At 39.8% G+C, this 20904-nt stretch carries 26 protein-coding genes; 10 read left to right on the top strand and 16 right to left on the bottom strand.

The features are described from left to right. Positions 1-6 precede the first annotated feature (6 nt). Both ACZ5OK_RS03555 and ACZ5OK_RS03550 read right to left on the bottom strand, forming a co-directional pair. On the bottom strand, positions 7-1023 hold the full coding sequence (locus ACZ5OK_RS03555) for a FecCD family ABC transporter permease (RefSeq protein WP_343839254.1): 1017 nt from the start codon (positions 1021-1023) through the stop codon (positions 7-9). Beyond that, positions 1020-2039 carry a FecCD family ABC transporter permease gene (locus tag ACZ5OK_RS03550; RefSeq protein WP_343839251.1) on the bottom strand — a complete coding sequence of 340 codons (1020 nt, stop codon included), beginning with the start codon at positions 2037-2039 and terminating at the stop codon, positions 1020-1022. Before ACZ5OK_RS03550 ends, ACZ5OK_RS03555 begins: the two co-directional genes overlap by 4 nt. A 149-nt stretch (positions 2040-2188) precedes the next feature. On the opposite strand from ACZ5OK_RS03550, the gene ACZ5OK_RS03545 reads away from it, so the two are divergent. Continuing rightward, a complete protein-coding gene (locus ACZ5OK_RS03545) occupies positions 2189-3142 on the top strand; it encodes an iron-hydroxamate ABC transporter substrate-binding protein (protein WP_343839248.1) in 954 nt (317 codons plus the stop codon). A 102-nt stretch (positions 3143-3244) separates the two neighbouring features. Here ACZ5OK_RS03545 and ACZ5OK_RS03540 read toward each other — a convergent pair whose 3' ends face one another. Genes ACZ5OK_RS03540 through ACZ5OK_RS03530 form a run of 3 tightly spaced genes read right to left on the bottom strand, consistent with a single transcriptional unit; the run spans position 3245 to position 4688 of the window. After that, complete coding sequence (locus ACZ5OK_RS03540; protein WP_343839245.1) at positions 3245-3556, bottom strand: DUF3139 domain-containing protein; 312 nt, start codon at positions 3554-3556, stop codon at positions 3245-3247. Positions 3557-3586: 30 nt separating this feature from the next. Next, entirely contained in the window at positions 3587-3832 is a 246-nt protein-coding gene (locus ACZ5OK_RS03535; protein ID WP_464758430.1) for a YczI family protein, read from the bottom strand. A gap of 37 nt (positions 3833-3869) precedes the next feature. Further along, the gene (locus ACZ5OK_RS03530) at positions 3870-4688 is read right to left on the bottom strand and encodes an alpha/beta fold hydrolase (RefSeq protein ID WP_343839239.1); all 819 of its coding nucleotides are present in this window, start codon (positions 4686-4688) and stop codon (positions 3870-3872) included. A gap of 219 nt (positions 4689-4907) precedes the next feature. On the opposite strand from ACZ5OK_RS03530, the gene ACZ5OK_RS03525 reads away from it, so the two are divergent. The 3 genes from ACZ5OK_RS03525 (at position 4908) to ACZ5OK_RS03515 (ending at position 7153) form a co-directional block, all read left to right on the top strand. Beyond that, on the top strand, positions 4908-5468 hold the full coding sequence (locus ACZ5OK_RS03525; RefSeq protein WP_343839237.1) for a sigma-70 family RNA polymerase sigma factor: 561 nt from the start codon (positions 4908-4910) through the stop codon (positions 5466-5468). After that, entirely contained in the window at positions 5458-6561 is a 1104-nt protein-coding gene (locus ACZ5OK_RS03520) for a hypothetical protein (RefSeq protein WP_343839235.1), read from the top strand. The genes ACZ5OK_RS03525 and ACZ5OK_RS03520 overlap by 11 nt, the downstream gene beginning before the upstream one ends. Positions 6562-6625: 64 nt before the next feature. Beyond that, positions 6626-7153, top strand: a complete 528-nt coding sequence (locus ACZ5OK_RS03515) for a hypothetical protein (RefSeq protein WP_343839233.1) — start codon at positions 6626-6628, stop codon at positions 7151-7153. Positions 7154-7329: 176 nt separating this feature from the next. On the opposite strand, the gene ACZ5OK_RS03510 is transcribed toward ACZ5OK_RS03515, so the two are convergent. The 6 genes from ACZ5OK_RS03510 to ACZ5OK_RS03485 all read right to left on the bottom strand — a co-directional run bounded on the left by ACZ5OK_RS03510 (position 7330) and on the right by ACZ5OK_RS03485 (position 10063). Continuing rightward, a complete protein-coding gene (locus ACZ5OK_RS03510; protein WP_343839231.1) occupies positions 7330-7542 on the bottom strand; it encodes a hypothetical protein in 213 nt (70 codons plus the stop codon). A gap of 150 nt (positions 7543-7692) precedes the next feature. Further along, complete coding sequence (locus tag ACZ5OK_RS03505; protein WP_343839229.1) at positions 7693-8148, bottom strand: DinB family protein; 456 nt, start codon at positions 8146-8148, stop codon at positions 7693-7695. A gap of 27 nt (positions 8149-8175) precedes the next feature. Continuing rightward, on the bottom strand, positions 8176-8445 hold the full coding sequence (locus ACZ5OK_RS03500) for a hypothetical protein (RefSeq protein ID WP_343839227.1): 270 nt from the start codon (positions 8443-8445) through the stop codon (positions 8176-8178). Positions 8446-8466: 21 nt separating this feature from the next. Then, complete coding sequence (locus tag ACZ5OK_RS03495; RefSeq protein WP_343839224.1) at positions 8467-8724, bottom strand: hypothetical protein; 258 nt, start codon at positions 8722-8724, stop codon at positions 8467-8469. A gap of 86 nt (positions 8725-8810) precedes the next feature. Continuing rightward, positions 8811-9482 carry a hypothetical protein gene (locus ACZ5OK_RS03490; RefSeq protein WP_464758426.1) on the bottom strand — a complete coding sequence of 224 codons (672 nt, stop codon included), beginning with the start codon at positions 9480-9482 and terminating at the stop codon, positions 8811-8813. A gap of 41 nt (positions 9483-9523) precedes the next feature. Further along, positions 9524-10063 carry a 2'-5' RNA ligase family protein gene (locus ACZ5OK_RS03485; RefSeq protein ID WP_464758424.1) on the bottom strand — a complete coding sequence of 180 codons (540 nt, stop codon included), beginning with the start codon at positions 10061-10063 and terminating at the stop codon, positions 9524-9526. 241 nt (positions 10064-10304) lie between these two features. On the opposite strand from ACZ5OK_RS03485, the gene ACZ5OK_RS03480 reads away from it, so the two are divergent. Next, positions 10305-11015 (top strand): class I SAM-dependent methyltransferase, encoded by a 711-nt coding sequence (locus ACZ5OK_RS03480; protein ID WP_343839218.1) that lies wholly within the window; start codon positions 10305-10307, stop codon positions 11013-11015. A gap of 89 nt (positions 11016-11104) precedes the next feature. Continuing rightward, positions 11105-11278, top strand: coding sequence for a hypothetical protein (locus tag ACZ5OK_RS03475; protein ID WP_343839216.1), 174 nt, complete (start codon positions 11105-11107; stop codon positions 11276-11278). Positions 11279-11324: 46 nt separating this feature from the next. Here ACZ5OK_RS03475 and ACZ5OK_RS03470 read toward each other — a convergent pair whose 3' ends face one another. Both ACZ5OK_RS03470 and ACZ5OK_RS03465 read right to left on the bottom strand, forming a co-directional pair. Then, positions 11325-12512, bottom strand: coding sequence for an amidohydrolase (locus tag ACZ5OK_RS03470; RefSeq protein WP_343839214.1), 1188 nt, complete (start codon positions 12510-12512; stop codon positions 11325-11327). A gap of 58 nt (positions 12513-12570) precedes the next feature. After that, entirely contained in the window at positions 12571-13467 is an 897-nt protein-coding gene (locus ACZ5OK_RS03465; protein ID WP_343839212.1) for a selenium metabolism-associated LysR family transcriptional regulator, read from the bottom strand. A 168-nt stretch (positions 13468-13635) separates the two neighbouring features. Here ACZ5OK_RS03465 and ACZ5OK_RS03460 point away from each other — a divergent pair, with 168 nt between their 5' ends. Genes ACZ5OK_RS03460 through ACZ5OK_RS03445 form a run of 4 tightly spaced genes read left to right on the top strand, consistent with a single transcriptional unit; the run spans position 13636 to position 16935 of the window. Further along, positions 13636-14532, top strand: a complete 897-nt coding sequence (locus ACZ5OK_RS03460; RefSeq protein WP_343839210.1) for a putative selenate ABC transporter substrate-binding protein — start codon at positions 13636-13638, stop codon at positions 14530-14532. Between the two features lie 12 nt (positions 14533-14544). Then, positions 14545-15327: a phosphonate ABC transporter ATP-binding protein gene (locus tag ACZ5OK_RS03455; protein WP_343839208.1), complete on the top strand. Its 783-nt coding sequence runs from the start codon at positions 14545-14547 to the stop codon at positions 15325-15327. Beyond that, on the top strand, positions 15299-16096 hold the full coding sequence (locus ACZ5OK_RS03450; RefSeq protein WP_464758420.1) for a PhnE/PtxC family ABC transporter permease: 798 nt from the start codon (positions 15299-15301) through the stop codon (positions 16094-16096). Before ACZ5OK_RS03455 ends, ACZ5OK_RS03450 begins: the two co-directional genes overlap by 29 nt. Further along, positions 16093-16935, top strand: coding sequence for a PhnE/PtxC family ABC transporter permease (locus ACZ5OK_RS03445; protein ID WP_343839204.1), 843 nt, complete (start codon positions 16093-16095; stop codon positions 16933-16935). The genes ACZ5OK_RS03450 and ACZ5OK_RS03445 overlap by 4 nt, the downstream gene beginning before the upstream one ends. Positions 16936-17199: 264 nt before the next feature. Here ACZ5OK_RS03445 and ACZ5OK_RS03440 read toward each other — a convergent pair whose 3' ends face one another. The 3 genes from ACZ5OK_RS03440 to ACZ5OK_RS03430 form a co-directional block, all read right to left on the bottom strand. Continuing rightward, positions 17200-18471 (bottom strand): MFS transporter, encoded by a 1272-nt coding sequence (locus tag ACZ5OK_RS03440; protein WP_343839202.1) that lies wholly within the window; start codon positions 18469-18471, stop codon positions 17200-17202. A 486-nt stretch (positions 18472-18957) separates the two neighbouring features. Further along, positions 18958-20136 carry a toxic anion resistance protein gene (locus ACZ5OK_RS03435; RefSeq protein WP_343839200.1) on the bottom strand — a complete coding sequence of 393 codons (1179 nt, stop codon included), beginning with the start codon at positions 20134-20136 and terminating at the stop codon, positions 18958-18960. Next, on the bottom strand, positions 20120-20770 hold the full coding sequence (locus ACZ5OK_RS03430) for a 5-bromo-4-chloroindolyl phosphate hydrolysis family protein (protein WP_343839198.1): 651 nt from the start codon (positions 20768-20770) through the stop codon (positions 20120-20122). The genes ACZ5OK_RS03435 and ACZ5OK_RS03430 overlap by 17 nt, the downstream gene beginning before the upstream one ends. Between the last annotated feature and the right edge of the window lie 134 nt (positions 20771-20904).

The raw sequence follows: 20904 nt of genomic DNA, 5'->3' as shown, positions 1-20904 counted from the left end.
CCTCTATTACTTCGATTTCATTAAAAGATAAACAAAATATGGCGCACTTAAAATCGATACAACAATACCTACAGGGACCTGAGTCGGAGTTAATACATTTTTTCCGATGGCATCTGCTGTCATTAACAATAATGCCCCCATTAAAGTGGAAACAGGAATGATGTATTGATGATGGGGACCGATTAGTTTTCGTACAATATGAGGAACAATTAATCCAAGGAAAGCAATGGCTCCTCCAGCTGCTACACTGGCACCTGCTAACCCAACCGCAATAATCAACAGAATTCGTCTTTCTTTTTCAACCTTCGCACCTAGCCCCGCAGCTACATCATCCCCCATATGTAATACATTCAAAACATTCGCTTTGTAAAGGGCGTAGGAACTCAGGATCAAAATCCATGGAAGCAGGGCTAATACAGACATCCAGCCGGGATTCCATATATCCCCCGATAGCCAGACCGTTGCCTGCCTGAAATTCTGAGGATCCATTTGCAGTTGGAAAATGATGAGTGCAGCACTGAACCCAGCATTTACGCCAATCCCTACTAAAACAAGTCGGATCGGACTGACCCCATTTTTCCAGGCTATTACATAGATTAGTAGTGCAGCAAATAATGCACCAATCAAAGCAAATAGTGGCATGACAAAAGTAGACATATTTGCCCCCATTGTATCCTGGAAAAAGTAAATAAATAACACAACAGCAAGTCCTGCACCCGTATTAATACCAAGAATACCTGGTTCAGCTAGTTCATTATGTGTCACAGCCTGGAGAATCACCCCGGATACGGACAGCCCGGCTCCAATTAGGATGGCTAACACAATGCTCGGTAATCGAAAGTCAAATAGTACAAGTTCCTGCTGATCGGTCCCCTGAAGAAGCAGGGTCTGAATGACTTCCATTGGTGCAATCGGGATGACTCCTGTACTTAAAGTTACAAAAAACATAATGAAAATAAGTGAACTAAGTAAAAGTACTAAGCTGGGGAAGCGTTTGTTTTTCTTTTGATTGGTTGTATTCATGATTTTCCCTCCCCACTACTGCCACGGGCAAGATACAAGAAAAAAGGGACTCCAATAAGAGATGTCAGGGCTCCTACCGGGGTTTCAAAGGGTGCATTAATTAAACGGGCTCCAATATCCGCTAAAACCAGTAACAGTGCACCCGATAAAGCTGATGTCGGAACAATCCAGCCATAATCCGTACCAATAATAAACCGGGTGATATGCGGAACAATTAATCCGACAAAACCGACCACTCCTGCTACAGATACGGCTGCTCCCGTTAAAAGTAATACCGTTATAATCCCAAAAACCTTGATTATAAAATGGTTCTGCCCAAGACCAGTTGCAATATCTTCACCCAGGTTCAGGACTGTAATTGATTTGGAGATGCTCAAGGCAATAAGCATACCTATAAGACCGGTAAGCACTAAAACTTTAACAGAAGTCCAATTCGCATCGGCCAATCCCCCGGCAAGCCAAAAGCCGAGTTGTTTTTCGAGCTGGAAATGCAGGGCGATTACCGATGATAAGGAACTCAGCATTGTACCAATGGCAACCCCGGCTAAAGCCAGTTTTACAGGAGTAAGTCCCCCAGCTGATAAGGAACCTGCCATAAATATGAGCGTCACAGCCAGTCCAGCTCCTATAAATGATCCTAATGTTAATCCAAGGTTTGAGACCGCTGGAAAAAAGGCCAGCATCAGCACAAGGACAAAGGATGCACCATGAGTGACTCCCATAACCGATGGGGATGCCAATGGATTTCTGGTCATTCCCTGCATCATGGCACCTGAGACCGATAAGAAGGCCCCCACCATCGCGGCAGCCAATACCCGGGGAAGTCGAAGCTCCTGGATGACCTGGTGGGCGGTAACATCTTTATCAAAATCAAATAGAGCCTCCCAGACCGTAGACAATTGAATATCAACAGCCCCTAAGGCTACAGACATGCCAATAGAAAACATTAAAGCAACGATAATCACAATATTGATAAGAATTTTTAAAATACCTGAACGGTGGATAATCGATAACATCATATTCTCCTATACTTCTGCTATTTGTCATAAATCTAACGTAAAATAGTTTTAAAATTTTTGCAATTGATATCCAGTGTCAATTGACATTTTAATCGATAATGATTATCATTGTCATGAATAGAATTATATCATAGAGGAGAATACATATGTATAAATTTAACAAAATTCGTTTGATGATGGGTACAATTTTGTTAACCTCGATTCTCATTGTTGCTGGATGCAGCGAAAGTAACACAGAAGAAAAGAAAGATGAAAGTGAACAAAATAACGAAGTCACTGTTGATAGCCAAATGGGAGAAGTGACGCTCCCCAGTGATGCTGAGCAAATTATAGCGCCTTTCCATGAGGACACCCTTCTTGCATTGGGCGTGACTCCCGTTGCAAAATGGGCGATTGGAAATCAACTGCAAAATTACTTGGAGCAGGATTTGAAGGATATACCCAAAATTGAATGGAATATGCCTGTAGAACAGGTTTTAAAGCATCAACCAGATTTGATTATTTTGGAGCATGGGATTGACAGTTATGAAGGATCCTATGAAGACTATAAAAAAATTGCTCCTACTTTTGTTATGAAAGAAGAAACAACCAATAGCTGGCGCAAACAGTTAGAAGTATTTGGAGAAATTCTTAATAAAGACGACAAAGCAACAAAGGTCTTAAACCAGTATAATGATAAAGTAAAAGAGGCAAAAGAGCAGCTTTCCCAAACTGTCGGAAATGAAACCGTTGCCGTTATATGGGCAACCGGTAATCAATTCTTCCTTTTTGAAGAAAATCGCCACAGTGCTGAAGTTCTGTATTCTGAATTGGGCGTTACCCCACCTGAACTGGTAAAAAACCTAGGTGATGCTCAGACCAAATGGAATCCTATTTCTCTTGAAAAACTGTCAGAGTTAAAAGCAGATCATGTCTTTATCCTTGCTGAAGAAGGTGAACAGGGAATCACTACCCTGGAAAACAGTTCAGTGTGGCAGAGCACCCCTGCTGCCGAAAACGGAAATGTCTATATACTGAACGACCAAAGTAACTGGACGAACAGAGGTTTGATTGCCTCACAAGAAACAATTAAAGATGTCCTGGAATACCTGGGAGAATAGAATAGATATTGAGGAGTGTCATGATTTTCTGATGAAATCATGACACTCTTTTTACGAACTATGTCAGCAGTCCCTAAAACTGAAGGTAAAAAGGGTCTTATCCTACTCATGATTTTTCAGATCCTCAACGGACATTTCCTTTTGTTTACCGTCAATTATTTCATAGTCAAATTGCCGGACCCCATCGTGAGCATAGTAGGTATACTCAACATAAGGTTCATTTTCAAAAGTAACGGTGGTATAAAATTTGGGCATTTTAAATCCCCAGACACCCTCAACGGATGTTATTTCCTCCTTCTTATACCCCTGTTCTTCAACGAGATAATCGGTGACCCTGTTTTCATAGACTTTTTTATTTAGGATGAGTAATAGAAGTATAGAGACTGTTAAAGCGATTTTGTGGAGCCTTGGCATGATTAACCCCCTTTTTTTTAAATCCCTATTTTAACTCAAAGAAGTAAAGATCTGAAACGAAGCAAATAAGGCAAATAAACCTGCTGCAATGGATAGAAAGCTTTGTCCTTTTCTTTTTTTCTGAAATTCTTCAATCCCAATCACCATCAGTAAGATACCTATGAAAAAATTTCCGTATGAAAGAGCTTTGATGTTGGTTGTGAATATCGTATAGACAGATAGAATAATAACTAACACTGCAAGAATCATTTTGACTACTTTTAGTTTCATCATCATAACTTAGTCATTCCCCTTTCATCCATCCAACCTGTCATTACTCCTGCAAAAACGCCTCCAGCATTTGATTAAACCGCTCCCTGTACTCCCAGAACATCATATGACCACCCAGGACTTCAAACTTACTTTCCGGTGTCACCTTTTTCATGGTGGCCTTTGCAGTATCCGCCCAATGCTCCGCCAGTACAGTTAATGTAGGTACATTCTGACTGGCTTGTGCCGCCTCCTCCCGGTAATCAGAGAACATGCCGGATGCAAACAGGTTTGCAGCAATGTAATAAGGGGTTTTTAAGGACTCTCCTACAAGCCAGGCCAGCTCCTCATCTGACAACTCTCTTTGAACCATAACCTGAGTGATGTAATCCTTAATAAAAGCTCTGTGTCCCTGAGGTTTTCGCAGTGAAGATGTGTAAATTCCGGCAATATCATCGAGGGGACCTTCCACCCAGTCCTCTTCATTCACCGACAGAGACTTGGGCGGCATATCAATCAGTACCATCTTTTTCACCGCGTCATAGCCAAACTGCTTCCCATATTCCCAAACCGTAAAACAGCCAAAGGACCAGCCAACAAGGGTTACATCCTTGATATCCAGTTGTTCCAGCACCTTCCCTAAATCTGTTCCATGGGTGACATAATCATTTCCATGGACTGTAATCGTGGAACGGCCATGACTTCTTGGATCCACAACAATGACTCTATTGGTCTTTGAAAAGTGTTTCACCTGATGATGAAAAACATCCGCTGTAAAGGTAAATCCCGGCACAAAAACAATCGGGTCCCCTTCTCCAACATCATAAACAAAAAGCTCAACGCCAGGGTCTACTTCGATGTACTGTGAAGCTGTTAAAGGCATACTCATCCGCTCCTTTTTAAAAACTTATGTGTATAATTAAGAACTTCAACATTTGCTCGTGAAGTCCTTCTAATTACCAGTATGTGTTCAGGCATTTAAAGATTAATAACTGATCAGATATATTGGTTATTTATGCTAAAATATTCATTTAAAATGGGACCTTTTAGGAAATCAACCGTCTAATGGATAAAGAGGATAACGGAAAAGGGAGACGAGGTGATGAGCTTGCACAAAGATTTTCCTGACCATAACAGAGAAATCACATTTGAAACCAAAGAAGATTTTATGGAACTTATTTTCAATCACTACGGTGAAAATATTAAAGCTCTCATTTATACATATGTCAAAAATGATGCCCAAACCGATGATATTTTTCAGGAGTTTCTGATTAGTGTATATAAAAATATAGATGGCTTCCAGCATAAATCGAAACTGAAAACCTGGTTATACCGAATCGCCATCAATAAATGCAAGGATTATTTACGTTCGCCCATCCATAGACTATTCACATCCTTTGATGACCAAACTCCTGCAGAAAAAATAAACGAGACTCCAGAAAAACAGTTGTTAAATAGGGAAGCTGAAACAAATCTAGTTGAGGCTATTCTATCGTTACCGGTTAAATACAGAGAAATTTTTGTTTTACGATATTACCAGTCTTATCATTTAAAGGAGATCAGTGAGTTTCTGGATATCAATGAATCTACGGTGAAAACCCGATTCATGAGGGGAAAAAAGAAGCTTAAATCCAAGCTTGGGGGTGATTTCCTTGAATCATAAAAAATTAAAGCAACGTTTTGAGGAATATATTGGTCCTTCCAAAACAGTGACACAGGAAAATAAGGACCGGTTCTATCAATGGATGGAAGGAGCAAGTGACAAAAAGAAAATAAAGAAGCAGAAGCATCTCTTCCCTAAATTGGCATCTGCTTTTCTAGTTTTAGGTTTAATAATGACAGGTTCCAGTTTCATCGACTTTAATCAGACGGACTCGGATATGGATACCGAATCTGCTAGAGAAAGAGTACCATTTGAAGAAGTGTCCAGCAAGATTTCAGAAATAGAAGCCAATTTTTCCCTTTCCATGACAAAAACAGAAGCAGAACACGTTTTTGGAGAAGGAATCTCTTATACTGATAAAGCGAACGGTCAGGAAATAACAGAATATCACTTCCTTGGGACAGACAAAACGAAGCATAGACAATTGGAGGTAAAGAAAGCCCCTTTTTTATCAGGGGATATAGGTGTGAATTTCAGGATTGCCTGGAAACAGGATAAAGCCGATTACGCGGCCATTCACTATTTAGATCAGAACAAAGAGCTCGCTAATATTACTTATAAATCCAATGGAATGGTCTATAAAAATGATAGGTTTGTTCGCAACGCTTTGTATCCGCTTGATGCATCCAGTCTGCTTGTAAAATCCATCGCAAGATCCATGGGGATTCAGCCGGAAAAAATTGATGAACAAAAACTTAAGGCCATTGAAAGTTTAACACTTGAACCCTCAAACTCCGATAGGTTCGGGGAATTACTGCAAAAAGATTTTACTTATATACGGCAAATGTCCCGCCTGGAAACTTTACAATTAAAGGGAATCGCGGTTCCTATTGATACCATGATCGAGTTAAGTAACCTGAAAAAACTCGTCATTGATGGTTCAACACAGCTTATCTCTTCCGGAAAAAATTTAGGTATTCTTTCCAAAATGCCTGATTTAGAAGTCATCGAAATAACGGGAGTAAGAAGTGGTCTGGATTTACGGGTATTTGAAAGCTCAAAATCTCTTGAACAGGTAATTGTTGACAAAGACAAAGTGGTAAACTGGGAGATGCTTGAGCAGGCGGGTATCGTTGTTACCGATAAGGAATGATCACTCCTATACTTGAAACCTGTAAGCCTCCTTAAACGTATGACAATTTTAAGGAGGTTTTTTTATGAAAAAACGTTCGGGTAAATTTTTCGTGACTATGTTCTTTGCTTTACTAGTCTTGTATATTGCCGGCTGCAGTGAAGACACAGAAAAAACGAAAACACAGGATGAAAATATACAAACCATTGAAGCTGTTTTAGAGAATACTTTTACAGGACCTGACGATGAGTTGAAACAAATATGGGAGAGTGACGTAGAGGAAAAGATGAAAGCAATAGGTCCATACACAGAGAAACTATTTAAAGATTATTTTACAGAAAATGCTTACCTGGAATACGCCGGGGTTTATGGCATGACATTTCTGTTAGAAGCACATCATAGTGATTACAGACTGGAGCTTAAAAAGGCCACATATGAAAAAACAAAATCCGAAGAAGACATTTATGATTTCACTGTTCAGGTCGAGTACCAGAAAGATGGCAGCGAACAATCAGAAGTTGGACATTTAAAGGGTCAGGCCAATTTAAATGTTGACCATAAAATTGAAGAGATGATTATTCGTAATGCCGGAGACTTTTTGGAAATTTTTTAATGCAGGTGCCTGTCACCACCCGAATTTTGTCGAATTATCGGTATAGAAACTGCACCGGATTTTCTTAAATAAACACCTCCATTCAATAGTTAGCACTTAATGGAGGTGTTTTTTCTATGGATAAGAAAATTTCTGTCCTCTAATTCTATATATCTTTCTTAAACCTATGTTGAAATCTAGTTCCTTTTATCTAAGAACAACAAAGCTATTCCTGCACCTAAAACAGCTATAACAACACAACTTAGCAGGGAAGCATTAACGGCATTGGAAAAGGTCATTCGTATAATATCCTTGGCTTCACTCGGACCTGCGATATCTGCTGCCGGATTTCCACTTACTCCGCCGTTTATGAAGGACATATCTTCTTCATTTCTAAATTGGTTTGTCATTCATTATAAGCTGATTTAAGTCCTCGTGGATCGTGCCCTTCCAGACACAAAAAAAGACCATCACCTATTGATGATCCGATGTTTCCTCAACCCATCTGCTGACACAGAAAGTCTGATGTGTTATTTCTTTACCCTTACCTTTACCAATGTTTAGCCCTTCACACCATTCTCCGGATTCCACGAGCCTTGCAGCTTCCTAATATAAATGATCTGTCCTGTGTGATAGGTTATATGAATCGTAAGGTGTGCCAGTTCAGCTGACCATTCATCAATCTTATGGTCGTCAGCTTCTTCCACAACGCTCCTCCATTCAGACATCAAGTCATTCAATCGTTTAACGGCGTCTGGCCAACTTAGATCTTCTCGATTACTGAATGTGTTGCTATCTGAATTTTTCTCATTTGGGAGATCTTTAAACCGATTCAAATATCGTTGGTTATAGAAAATTAAGTGATTCACCATTTCAAATATAGAGTTTGCAGATTCAGAGGGCTTCCAGTCTGCCTGTTCCTCGGTAAGACCCTCAATGGCGTTTCGTAATGCGACAAACCAGGTATTTTCCTGACAGGCATTTAACTGAGCCAGTAAAACATCTCTTACGTCCATCCTTCTTCCTCCTAATTTAAGCTTCCATTATTCTTGTGACTTTATCTTCAGGTTCATTCCTACTAGTATCATGGAAATCACGAATGCAATTCCAGCCAATATAAAAAATCCGGTTGCATAGGAAGGTATGCTTTCTTCAAGTACCCGATCATTAATTTCGAATCCTAATAAAGATAAACCAATTCCTTGTCCATCCACATTTGATCCAAGAGACCATAAGTTCAAACCTTTATTCAAAAAGAGAACAGTCAAAAGAACAAGAACTACTGCAACAAACCAACGGCGAATACGTTTCATTCACATCTCCTCCCAATATTTTTACCTTTTTGTATGAATTGATCTTAACGCTTTCCCTTCATCCTCTTTCCTCACATATATTTTATAAATCCTCCCTAAATCACTGTATGGAGTACCAGGCGATGCATTGGCATTGCCTGTCACAGACACTCTAAATTTAATCAGATCCGCCTCCAGCTTTGAAACGGCTTTATAATAATCCTGCTGTCTCATGGCGGTATACACCAAGGTCTTCTTACTGGAGAATAAATATTCGATGAGATTTAAAATAAATTCCAAAGTATCCCTCCCTACTAAAAGAGGCTATGCCTTACAAAAAACACATCTTCAGAAACAAACGAACAATCTTCCTAAAAATTTATTTCCTATAATCCTTTAACCATTTTTCTAAAATCATTATGCTTTTTTATAGATTTCATTTCAGTTCCGCTTAATTGCAGTGTCTTAGATTTATAGCTAATACTAAAGTGATCCATATTTAAATCTTTTTCATTTAATTCTTCAATTAACTTAAAGGCTTTTTCCAGCTCTGCTTCTTTATTCTCAGTAATTTTCGTATGATCCTTTGCAATGCCGATTTCTAAAGTAACCATATTTTTATAATTGGGGACTTCTGATTTTTGAGTAGCATCCGGGTATAAGGAATCCCTAACCTCTACTGCGTGGTTCAACCTGTCAGGAAATGTCTTTTCTATTATAGGTGTTACCTCATTTCTTGCCTGATATCTCCACAATTCATAATGATATGCGTCATCAATTTCAGCTGATTTGGAGTTTTGACCTACATGAAAGGTTACCTCTGGGTTCGTTTCAGAAAATGCATAAGCATGATAGGTTCCTCCATGCAGAAAATCATAGGAGATTTCATCAATGACAAAATCCTGATGATATCTCTCTTCCAGATAGGTCTCAAACTTGTCTTTATATGAAATCAAGTCCCAGGGTGTTCCGTAAAAGAAATAAAATATAAATCCGATTAAGCTAAATAAAACGATTCCTATTACTAGAAATTTTTTGGATTTCAGAAACCCCATCATGCACCTCGTTTATAAGTAATTTGACTAAGATCACCAGCTTATTATTTTTCGGCCAAAGGAATATCTTCCAGCTTTACATAATGATTCGGTTCTATTTCCTTATAAACTCTTACAAAAGTCACATTCAATGTAGGGTAAGGTTGCATTTCTGTTTGTGCTAATGTTGCCATATCTTTTAAATCCCGTTTTGGTAATCCCAAAGTGGTCTTTCCTAATGTCATATGTGGAACAAAGTTTTCCAGTTTAAAATATCTCTCTATTTGTTCTTTAGAAGGCTCGACCGCGTGAACAATATCTTTGTGTAAAGTATACAATTGTTCCGATGATGCGCTAAAAAATAAAATTTCTTCGCCAAAAAACATCGGCTTTTCTATTTTTATATGAAATGGTCTTGTTTCTCCACATACACGTTTCACTTTACTGATCCATTTTTCATCCGGAGTTAAACCGCCCTGGGCTTTTAAAGTAATATGTGGTTCTACAACCTCATTAATTAAATTATTTTTCCATTTACCACGGAAGTCTGTTACTTTCTTTTTGAAATTTTCAGCAGGTACAATTCCAATGAAATATTGCATCATTCCCTCCTCATAAAAAAACAGTGATTATTCTTTTTGAAGAATACCTAAATCATTTGTTAGATATTGTATTTCTATAAAAGGTAAAAAAATTCCTTTAAAAATAATCCTGGTGCCTGTCACCACCCGAATTTTGTCGAATGGCTTAATAAGTTGGAATTTTATGTTATTATTGATTGAGATGTTCGCCATTTCAGATGTCACGTAAACTTGATGATTATTAATATTCCAGGGAGAGTTTTACATGGGTGATTATGCCAAAAATACGTATAACAAGCTAGCCAATGTTTATCAAAACGATATTGATGAAGAAAATCCTTATAACGCTTATTATGAGCGTCCTGCAATGTTGAATGCCTTACCCGCACAATTAACAGAGAAAAAGATACTGGATGCTGGCTGTGCTGCTGGTTGGTATTCCTCTCAGCTATTATCTCAAGGGGCAGAAGTTACAGGTATAGATGTAAGTCCTGAAATGATAAAAGCAGCAAAGCATCGTTTAGGAGAAAAAGCAACATTTCTCTGTCATGATCTTAGAGAGCCCTTGCCATTTGAGGACGATACTTTTCATGTTATTATAAGTTCTCTGACGCTTCATTATCTAAAAGATTGGACGTACACATTCCAGGAATTTAACAGAATTTTAAAAGCTGATGGAACCATTTTATTTTCGGTCCATCATCCATTTATGGACTTTACAAGACATCAGTGTGAAGATTATTTTAAAACCCAATTTTTAACAGAAACCTGGAACAAACCCAACCTTACAATTGATGTCAGCTTTTACCGAAGACCTTTGCAAACAATCGTGAACAATACCACTCAATTTTTCAACCTGGAAACACTAAGAGAACCTAAACCGCAGACAAAAATGAAAGAGATAAAAGAAAAAGCCTATCACTATCTAATGACGAATCCACATTTCCTGATTGTAAAGGCTACTTCAAAAAAATAACATAGATAGAATGAGCGATTTATCTTTTGAATCACAGAGTTAATTTCAGGTGTAATTGTCATCTTTATTGAAGCTAAAGGAGGGATCTTTTGGCCAATAGTTTAACATCATTCTTTTATGGAATTACAGGTGTACTCATAGGAATTATGCTTGCGAAAATCGTTCACCACAAAGAGATTAATTGGGATACAATAGGAAATTTCTTTGCAATTGTATTAGTACTTTTTCTTTTTAAATTAGGTTTGAAGTTATATAAAGAGTAGTGACGCTTGGATTTAAAATCCAAGCGTCTCTTCATGGTAGTGTTTCTTATTCAACATCCAAATAACTGCAGGCCACATGCCCAACAGATTTTGCTGCAACGAGTAATGCGTCCTCGTCAATATCAAATTTAGGGTGGTGGTTAAAGTAAGGATCCTTAACCCCTTTTGGCGTGCAGCCAATATAGAAATATGAACCAGGAATTTTTTCAAGATAATAGGCAAAGTCATCGGATGGTGACATTTTTGGAAATTCCTTGACTACTTTAATTTTTCTATCATTAGCTTCTTTCAAAGTATCAGCTACAAACTGGGTTAATTCCGGATCGTTGTATAGTGGTGGATAATCCGGTGTATAAGTAAGCTCGCATGTAACACCAAATAGTTCTTCCAGCCCGTTCACAATCCGTTGAAATTCTTTATTAATAACTTCCTGAGTTTCATCATTGGAATAACGGATATCGCCTTCAAGCTCTACGCTGTCTTTGATTACGTTAAAGCTGCCCTTCCCGTCAAATGAGCCGATTGTTACGACCCCAGCAGCAAGCGGGTCTACCCTGCGACTGACAATCGTTTGTGCGGCGGTAACAAAATGGGAACCTGCGACAATGGCATCATTCGCTTTATGCGGGGATGATCCATGCCCTCCACTTGCCTGAATCTTCAATTTAAAATAAGTACGTCCATTAAAGGAATAGCCACTATGATAGCCTACTGTACCTGCTTCGGCCATTGGTAAAAGATGAATACCAAAGATGGAGTCCAGGTCGTCCAACTTGCCTGAATCTACAATGCTTTTTGCCCCACCTGGAGGCTGTTCCTCTGCATGCTGATGAATAATCTTGATCGTGCCTTTGATTTGATCCTTTAATTGGATAAGACAATCAGCGAGAATTAACAAATAAGCAGTATGACCATCATGGCCACATGCGTGCATCACACCATCGTTTTTTGATTTGAACGGAACATCTGTCTCCTCTTTAATCGGCAGTGCATCAAAATCAGCACGAAGACCGACTGTTTTGCCTGGCAATCCACCATTAATCGTGACAATAACGCCGTGACCATTTCCCGCGTTCGTTTCGATGTCTACATCCTTATCTTGATAAAAATCGGCAATGTATTCTGCTGTCTTCTCTTCTTCAAAAGAAAGCTCGGGATGCTCGTGTAAATAACGGCGGATTTCAATCATCTTATCTTCCCGTTCTTCCAGCATTTTCATCAATTGATCCTTCATATCGAAGCTCCTTTCTATTGGGTGGTGCCTGTCACGCCCCGAATTTTGTCGAATGCCTTCATTCAAACGGATATTGCCTGATAAAATCCAGAAAAGCAGCGATGGTTAAGGCATTTTGATTCTCTTTTAAATAGGACACATAAAATTTTCTTGAAATATCAAGGTCTTTAATTGAAATGGCCTCGACTCTGCCGAATTTTTGTGCGCGATTAGCCGCCAATGAAGAGACGGCTGATATCCCAAGTCCAGCTTCCACAGCTGAAATCACCGCTTCTGTACTCCCCATCTCCCCAACAACATGAAGCTCCTCAATGGTATGATTTTGCTTCAATAGTGCTTTTTCAAAAGCCTGTCTTGTATTGGAATGGGGTTCACGAAGAATCCAGTCAAAACGAAATAAATCATTCATTTCCAGTTTACTGTTTTCTTCTCCTGGCTGCATAATGACCTTTAATTCATCATCAAAAATAGGTATGGACTCAATTTCTTCCTCATGTTCAGGTTGTCCTGTCACAATAAGGTCCACACTTCTGTTCATGAGCAATTTCTCAATCTCTGCGGACCCGGACACTTGCATACGAAAATGAACAGCAGGGAATTTGATCCGAAATTGTTTTAATAGTGACGGGAGCAGATATTCGGAGGGGATTGTGCTTGCACCAATCACTAAATTCCCTGTCGGCTGATTCCCCAGAAAGTGGTACTCTAGCTGACTCCACTTCTCCAGGATTTCCAAGCTTGCCTGATAGAACGTCTCTCCTTGTGGCGTCAGAGAAAAGCCTTCATTACTTCTTGTTATCAGTTTTGTTTGAAAATAATGCTCCAGCACCTTGATTCTCTGGGTAATTGCCGGTTGAGATACCCCCAGGAGCTCTGCAGCTTCCTGATAACTTTTAACCTGAGCCACTTTTACAAATGCTTTAAGTTGATTAAGATTCACCTGACTCTTCCCCATTTCTAAAAAATTCTCTTCCCATATTATACACTTATATGGCTGCAATTGTATGACTCGAATATGAATTAATGACTTCACGAATTTAAAAATAAACTTTATAATGTTAATTACTGTACATAAGATACTTTTTTACATCATATAAGTTTTTCTTATAAGGAGGATTTTTACATGCGTAAAGTCATTATTCTATTGTTAATCACCCTGTTTGCTGTCTTATTATCAGCTTGTGGGGATACGGATAACGAGGCAGATTCCTCAAATGGAGACAACACCAACGACAAAACATTTAAAATAGGTGCGATTCCAGACCAGGATGTTTCAGATTTAAATCGACGCTTTAATGATTTTGCTACCTATTTAAGTGAACAAACGGGATTAAATGTGGAATATGTTCCTTCACAGGATTATGCGGCACTTGTTACGGCCTTTAATCGCGGAGAAATTCAGCTCGGATGGTTTGGCGGTTTAACAGGGGTGCAGGCCAGAAGTCAGGTGGAAGGTGCTGAAGCCATTGCACAGAGGCCGAGTGATAAAGAGTTTCATTCTGTTTTTATTAAACAAGCAGGGCTGGAGGTTGAAAGCCTGAAGGAACTAAAGGGAAAAAGCTTTACATTCGGAAGTGAAAGCTCTACATCCGGTCACTTAATGCCCCGGCATTTTCTGACAGAGGCAGGAATCAACCCTGAAAAAGATTTTGCGAGCGAGCCGAATTATTCCGGTTCACACGATGCCACATACCAGCTCGTGGAAGCAGGGTCATTTGAAACCGGTGCATTAAATGAACTCGTTTGGCAGAGTGCCGTTGAAGAAGGAAAAGTCGATACAGATAAGGTCGACGTATTTTACACCACGCCCGCTTATTATGACTATAACTGGACGATTAACAACGTCAATGACAACTTTGGCGAGGGAACGAAGCAGAAAGTACAGGATGCCCTGCTGAATATGGGAGAAGATCAAAAGGATATTCTGGAGCTTTTCCATACCGATCAGTTTATCGAAACAAATAACGAAAACTATAAAGCCATTGAAGACGTTGCTAAAAGTCTCGGGATTATTAAATAGTAGGTGACAGAAATGGAATCAACTGATGCTTTTACATTGGAAAACGTAGAAAAGACTTACGGGGAGATGAAAGCCATATCTCCTCTTTCTTTAAGCATTAAAAAAGGAGAAGTGACGGCGATTATTGGTCCAAGTGGCGCTGGAAAAACGACACTGCTTAATATGCTGTCCACCATTGAAACACCAGATAATGGAACAATTAAAATCGCTGAAAAAAGAACCAGTGAATACCGGAATCCCAAGGAGCTGGCCAAAAAAGTAGGAATCATTCGTCAGCAGTTCGATTTAGTGGGCTCCCTTCCTGTCATACACAATGTTCTTGTGGGTCGCTTCACAGACTGGGGATTTTGGAAGTCATTTTGGTCATTTTTCTTTCCACAGGAGAAGGATATCGCCATTCAAGCACTGCAACGAGTAGGATTAGCTGATAAAATGTATGATCGAACCTCCAAATTGTCTGGAGGCGAACAGCAGCGTGTTGCTTTGGCCCGCTTGCTCGTTCAGCGTCCTGAAATCATTTTAGCTGATGAACCCGTATCATCACTGGATCCGGCCAGAGCTGAAGATGTTCTTAATATTTTAATTCAAATCGTAAAGGAAGAAAAACAGACCTTGGTGACAAGCCTTCACTCTGTTGAATTAGCGAGAAACTATTTTGACCGGATTATTGCAGTTAGAGAAGGGAAAATCTATTTTGATCAGCGGGCGGCGGAAGTGTCAGATGCAGACCTTACGAATCTTTATCAATTAACGGAGCTGAACGAACATGCAGACAAAACTCCTCCACTTTCATAGAAAAAATATATTAACCTTCGTGATGCTCATGGTTTTTATCGGGAGCCTTTTTTTCGTTGACTGGGGTAAAAATCTCTTTCACTCCGGAGGCCTTTCCACACTCGCACAGATGATTCAGGGACTTTTTCAGCCTGATTTATCTCCGGAGATTTTGCAGCTCGCTCTAGTTTCAACCTGGCGCACACTGGCATATGCAGTGGCAGGGATGACGTTAGCTCTCATCCTGGGAGTTGTTTTAGGTGTGCTATCTTCAGGAATTTTAATGTCTGACAAAGGAATTGGCCGCTTTTTATCCAAAAGTATTTTTCGTGGTTTACTTGGCTTTATGCGCGCCATTCATGAACTTGTCTGGGCCTGGCTTTTTGTTGCGGCATCCGGGTTAACTCCTTTTGCAGCTATTTTTGCCATTGCCATTCCCTATGGAGGAATTTTAGGAAGAATTTTTGCTGATATGTTAAATGAAGTTTCAAGTCAGCCATTGAATGCGTTACGGTCAAGTGGTGCAACGAGAATGCAGCAACTGATCTATGGATATATTCCTTTTGCAGCCCCTGATTTGATGAGCTATGTTTTTTACAGATTTGAATGTGCCATCCGCTCCTCTGCCATCATGAGCTTTGTTGGTCTTGGCGGACTTGGATTTCAAATTCAGCTGTCTTTGCAGGATTTAAAATATGATGAAGTCTGGACGTTTCTGTTCTTTTTAATTGGAATTGTCGTTATTGTTGACGTTTGGAGCCAGATGGTACGAAAGAGGCTGGTCGCATGAAACATAGAAAATTTAAAATAGGATTTGTCCGTGGCTCCTTTTTTGTCGCTTTATTGCTTATGGTTGCTTCCTGGTCTTTTATTTTTACCGTTGAAGGCGCGGATTTCTTTGGACTTTTTTCGGAAAAAAATCGACAATACACTCTTGAGTTTCTGCAAAATATGTTGGGTGTGAATGCCGAAACCCCTGCGTTCACAAGCTTGGAAAGTTGGAAAACGGCAGCTAAGCTATCCTTTGATACTTTAGTTATGAGTATTATGGCCGTTGGATTTGCAACCATTGGGATGATTCTCACTGTGATTCCTGCAGCCAGAACAGCCGCAAATGGAACGTTGACCCTTAAGAAGACCTGGTATGGCTGGATCATTTATGGCATCATTCGCGTTTTTTATATTTTCTCAAGAGCCATTCCCGAATTGATATGGGCGATGATGATTATCTTTATTTTCAAACCGGGGATCCTGCCTGGTGCGATTGCTCTTGCCTTACACAATTTTGGAATCCTTGGCAAGCTGTGTGCGGAAACCATAGAAGACATTGATTTACGACCTATACGAAGCTTGGCATCTTCCGGGGCCAAAAAGTCTCAAATTTTTTTATATGGACTTTTTCCGACCGTCTTTTCCAAGTTTATCACGTATATCGTCTATCGCTGGGAGGTTATCATTCGGACCACAGTTGTTGTCGGATTCGTAGGTGCCGGTGGCTTAGGCCATCAATTTAAGCTAAGCATGAGCTGGTTCCACTATACCGAAGTCACCCTATTCCTATTCTGCTATCTCATTCTCGTCCTGCTCGTCGACCTCATATCAGAGGGCATGCGGAGAATCACCAGATAGGTGTCGCACCTCCAAAGGTGCCTGTCACCACCCGAGTTTTGTCGAAAAATCTCGGGTTGATGTCTCCTCCTGGGTTTTAGTGGTTTAGCGGGGTATGAAGGACTGTTTTCATATGTTATTGGGGATTATTGGCCTTCATTAGCTCATTGAATAAATCCCATTGTCTTAAGGAAAAAATAAAAAAGACTCCCTTCCAAATGCAGAACAACAGTCCATACACTCAGAAAAAAGCCTTTCATCACTCATACAATACCTATCTAATCTCTATACCTCTATCTGTGCCTTATTTGGTTTCTTTGCAATCAAGCCGCAAATTATACCGATTACAGGGAATATCATCGTCACGAGAATCACTGGCGTATAACTGTGGAATAAATCATAACCTACGCCAAATGGAAGCGGTCCGAGTGAAGATCCAATTACCGTCATGGTTACCCCGACCCCACTGATACTTCCAATATATTTCCGCCCAAAAAAGTTTGGCCAGATAACCTTAATGGTGATTCGCTCAAGGCCATTGGCAATACCCCATATCACTCCGAATAGAATTGCCAGGAAGATATTCGTCGTAAACAAGAGCATGGTTAATAAGACCATCTCAACAATGAAAATAACAACAAGCAGGTAATTCGTTGGCACCCTGTCTGTAATATAGCCTGAAACAAATGACATAGGAATGCCGACTGCGGCCATTAAACTGAGAACTGTTGCCGCCAGGGTCGGTGATAAATCGTTGGAGCCAAAAATTGAAATAATATGGAACGTGATCCCTGTATTCACCATCGCTGGAATTCCAATACAAATCAAAATGGCCCAAAATGTTCTCGTTTTTCGGGCTTCTTTTAACGTCCAGTCTTCCGTATCAGCATTTATATTTGTGGCCCCAAGAACAGGTTTCGTTTTTTTACGCTTGTTCCCTGCAAATCCATCTGGTTCCAGGCCGATATCCTCAGGCTTGTTCCGTACGCCAAATAAAGCAAACGGCACGAAAACAACGAGCAACAAGATTCCCCAGAACTGCCAGGCAAAACGCCAATCCCATGTATTAATTAGCCAGGTATTTATGATTGGAAACACAGTTGCACTGATGAAACTGCCGAGCGTCATAATACTAAACGCAAAGCCCCTTCTCTGAACAAACCATTGGGCTACAAGTGTGTTCGGAATCAGTGTCATACTTCCCTGACCAAGTAAACGAATCAGGAAAAAGCCAATCACAAGCATCCATAGACTCGAAACCATACTATTCCAAAATAATGCCAATGAAAAAAGAGAACCGATTGTCACCATCATAATACGTGGACCAAGCCGGTCAATAAACTTACCCACAAACATCATCATAAACCCCGCCACTAAAGTTGCAGCCGAATACATCCCTGAAACCTCAGAACGGGACCAGCCAAAATCTACTATGTACTGATCAATAAAGGCCGAATTTGAATACGTTTGTCCGGGTCCTGAGAAAAAGACCCCTAAAGCACCGATAAAAACGATGAACCAACCATAATAAATCTTATCGAAAATATTTGATTTCACTGCAAAGCACCTTCTTTGGGATGGTGCCTGTCACCACCCGAATTTTGTCGAATGAACGGAGATGTGCACGGCTTACTTAGGCAATTTTACAAACTCATTAAAAAAGTATACCAAATCAAATATTGATTGGTATACCGTTTGAAATAATTTTGTCTTTTATAAATTTCCTATTTACCGCTTGCATCTGAAAATGCTTCCCTCTTCGTCAGCCAGTCTGCAAATAAAAAGATAATTGCATAAATCGGCAAAGAATATAAATAATGCCATCCAGTTAAAATATAATACCCTGCCCAGACAAACAGGGGTTCACCTACATAAGAGGTTAAAACACCAAAAAAACAATGCTTTAATGTCCATGCCTACCAATTTATCAAACTTTGTTAAAACTCCGCGCAAACCTTTAACTCCAAGAATCAATAAAATGGGAGGGCAGCCATTTAAACAGACAGGCTCTTATATTGTTTCTTGTTATTTCATGAAAAAGCCTTATTCCTCTCCATCTTTTAAGTGCAACAGCTTCTGTTTCAGCTCCTGTTCCATCGTGCCAATTTCCTGTTCTGCTTCCAGTCGTTTACGGCGCCCATCGTCCTGGATTTCTAATACTTCTTCAAGTGTAGAAACTAAATTATCCTTTGTCTGCTTTAACGTATCAATGTCGACAAGCCCCTGCTCATTCAACTTGGCTGTCTCAACCGTGTTGGTCTTTAACATCTCAGAATTTTTCAATAATAGATCATTCGTTGTTTTGGACACCTGCTTCTGAGCTTCAACGGCATTTTTCTGCCGGAACATCGTAAGTGCAATCGCGATTTGATTTTTCCATAATGGGATGGCCGTTAAAATCGAGGATTGAATTTTTTCCACTAACACCTGGTTTGTATTTTGGATCAATCTTATTTGCGGTGCACTCTGAATCGTGATTTGCCGACTTAACTTCAAGTCATGAATACGCTTCTCCAGGCGCTCTGCAAATTGTATAAGATCATTTACTTCCTGATACTTCATTTGATCATCAGTAGATTCCGCTGCTTTTCTGAGAGCAGGAATTTCCTTTTCACGGATTTCCTCAAGCTTGAGTTCGCCTGCTGCGATATAGACATTCAGCCCTTTAAAATACTCCTTATTATGTTCATACAGCTTTTCCAGCATAGCGATATCGGATAAAAGCCCATCCTTATTTTTCTCCAGTTTCACACTAATCCGGTCAATCTGTGCGCCGGTTTTTTGGTATTTCGATACAATCTCCTGCACTGAGCCGCGCAGCTTCCCGAAAATCCGTTTGATCACGTTTTGCTTTTCCGGCCTTAAATCATCCGGGTCCATCTCATTAAATTTCTTCATTAAATCACTGATAACCTGGCCAACCTCACCCATATCCTTCTTCTGGACATGCTCAAGCATCGAATGGGAAAAATCCAGCAATTTCGACTGTGCCTGCGTGCCATAGGAAATAATAGCCTCATGATCCTTGGCATCAATTTGCGTCGCGAGGGTTTGCGCCTTCTCTTTATCCTCTGCCGGCAGTACATCAACAAGCTTCTTGGACCCTTCTCCCTCTTCTTTTATTTCAGTGTCCGACCCTTCATCCTCTCCAAACGGATTGGCCAACAGCTCGTCCATTAAAATTCCATCATCTTTATGAATGGTTTCATTTTTGTTGTCCATCAAAATCCAGCCTTTCTTTTTTTGGATTTGTCGTGTACTTCGTGTAGTCTACTTCAAAGTTAAGCTCCTCAATATCATCTGAAAGAATATGATACAGGTCATTTTCGATGGCGGTTTTTATGTCTTTTATAGCCGCACGGGTTTCATCAAGCACCTGCTCCATCTCACTGCTCTTCTTAGGCTGCGAATAGAGAAATGCATATTTTTCTGTTAGTTCAACGGCCGAATCCAAATGGGAAAAATAAAACTGATTTCCCTGATAGAACCGCCTGGGCTCCTTTTTCGTCACTTGATAGATTTTTCTAATGGATCGTAATAAATCAAACATCTCTTTAAAAAAGGACATTTGGCGAATCGATAACAGCGTTTTATGCATTCGGCGGATTTTATGTTTGGCTTCGGTTAACTGCTTACGAATATATCGGTACTCTTTCATCGTCAACTGATTCTTTTTAAGCGAACGGAAATAAATTGCGCCGGATAGAATCCCATATGTCAAAGCCGCTCCGATCAATGATACTCCTGATGAGCTCAGGAAGGAAAGATCGAATAAGAAATAGCTAATCAGCCATACGGTAATCATCGCCGGAATTGCAATAGCTATTCGAATGACGATTGTTAGAAATTTATACAAAAATCATCGACTCCTATCTTTTTACCTATAAATATCTACGGTTTAATGGAATAAAAGTTTCATCTTTTTTTAGGTGCCTGTCACCACCCGTTTTATGTCGAAATAAGTCGTTAAACTAAAAGACCAGTTTTCTT

It is taken from the genome of Salinibacillus aidingensis (genome assembly GCF_055393355.1).
This window is presented reverse-complemented; position numbering and strand designations above follow the sequence as displayed.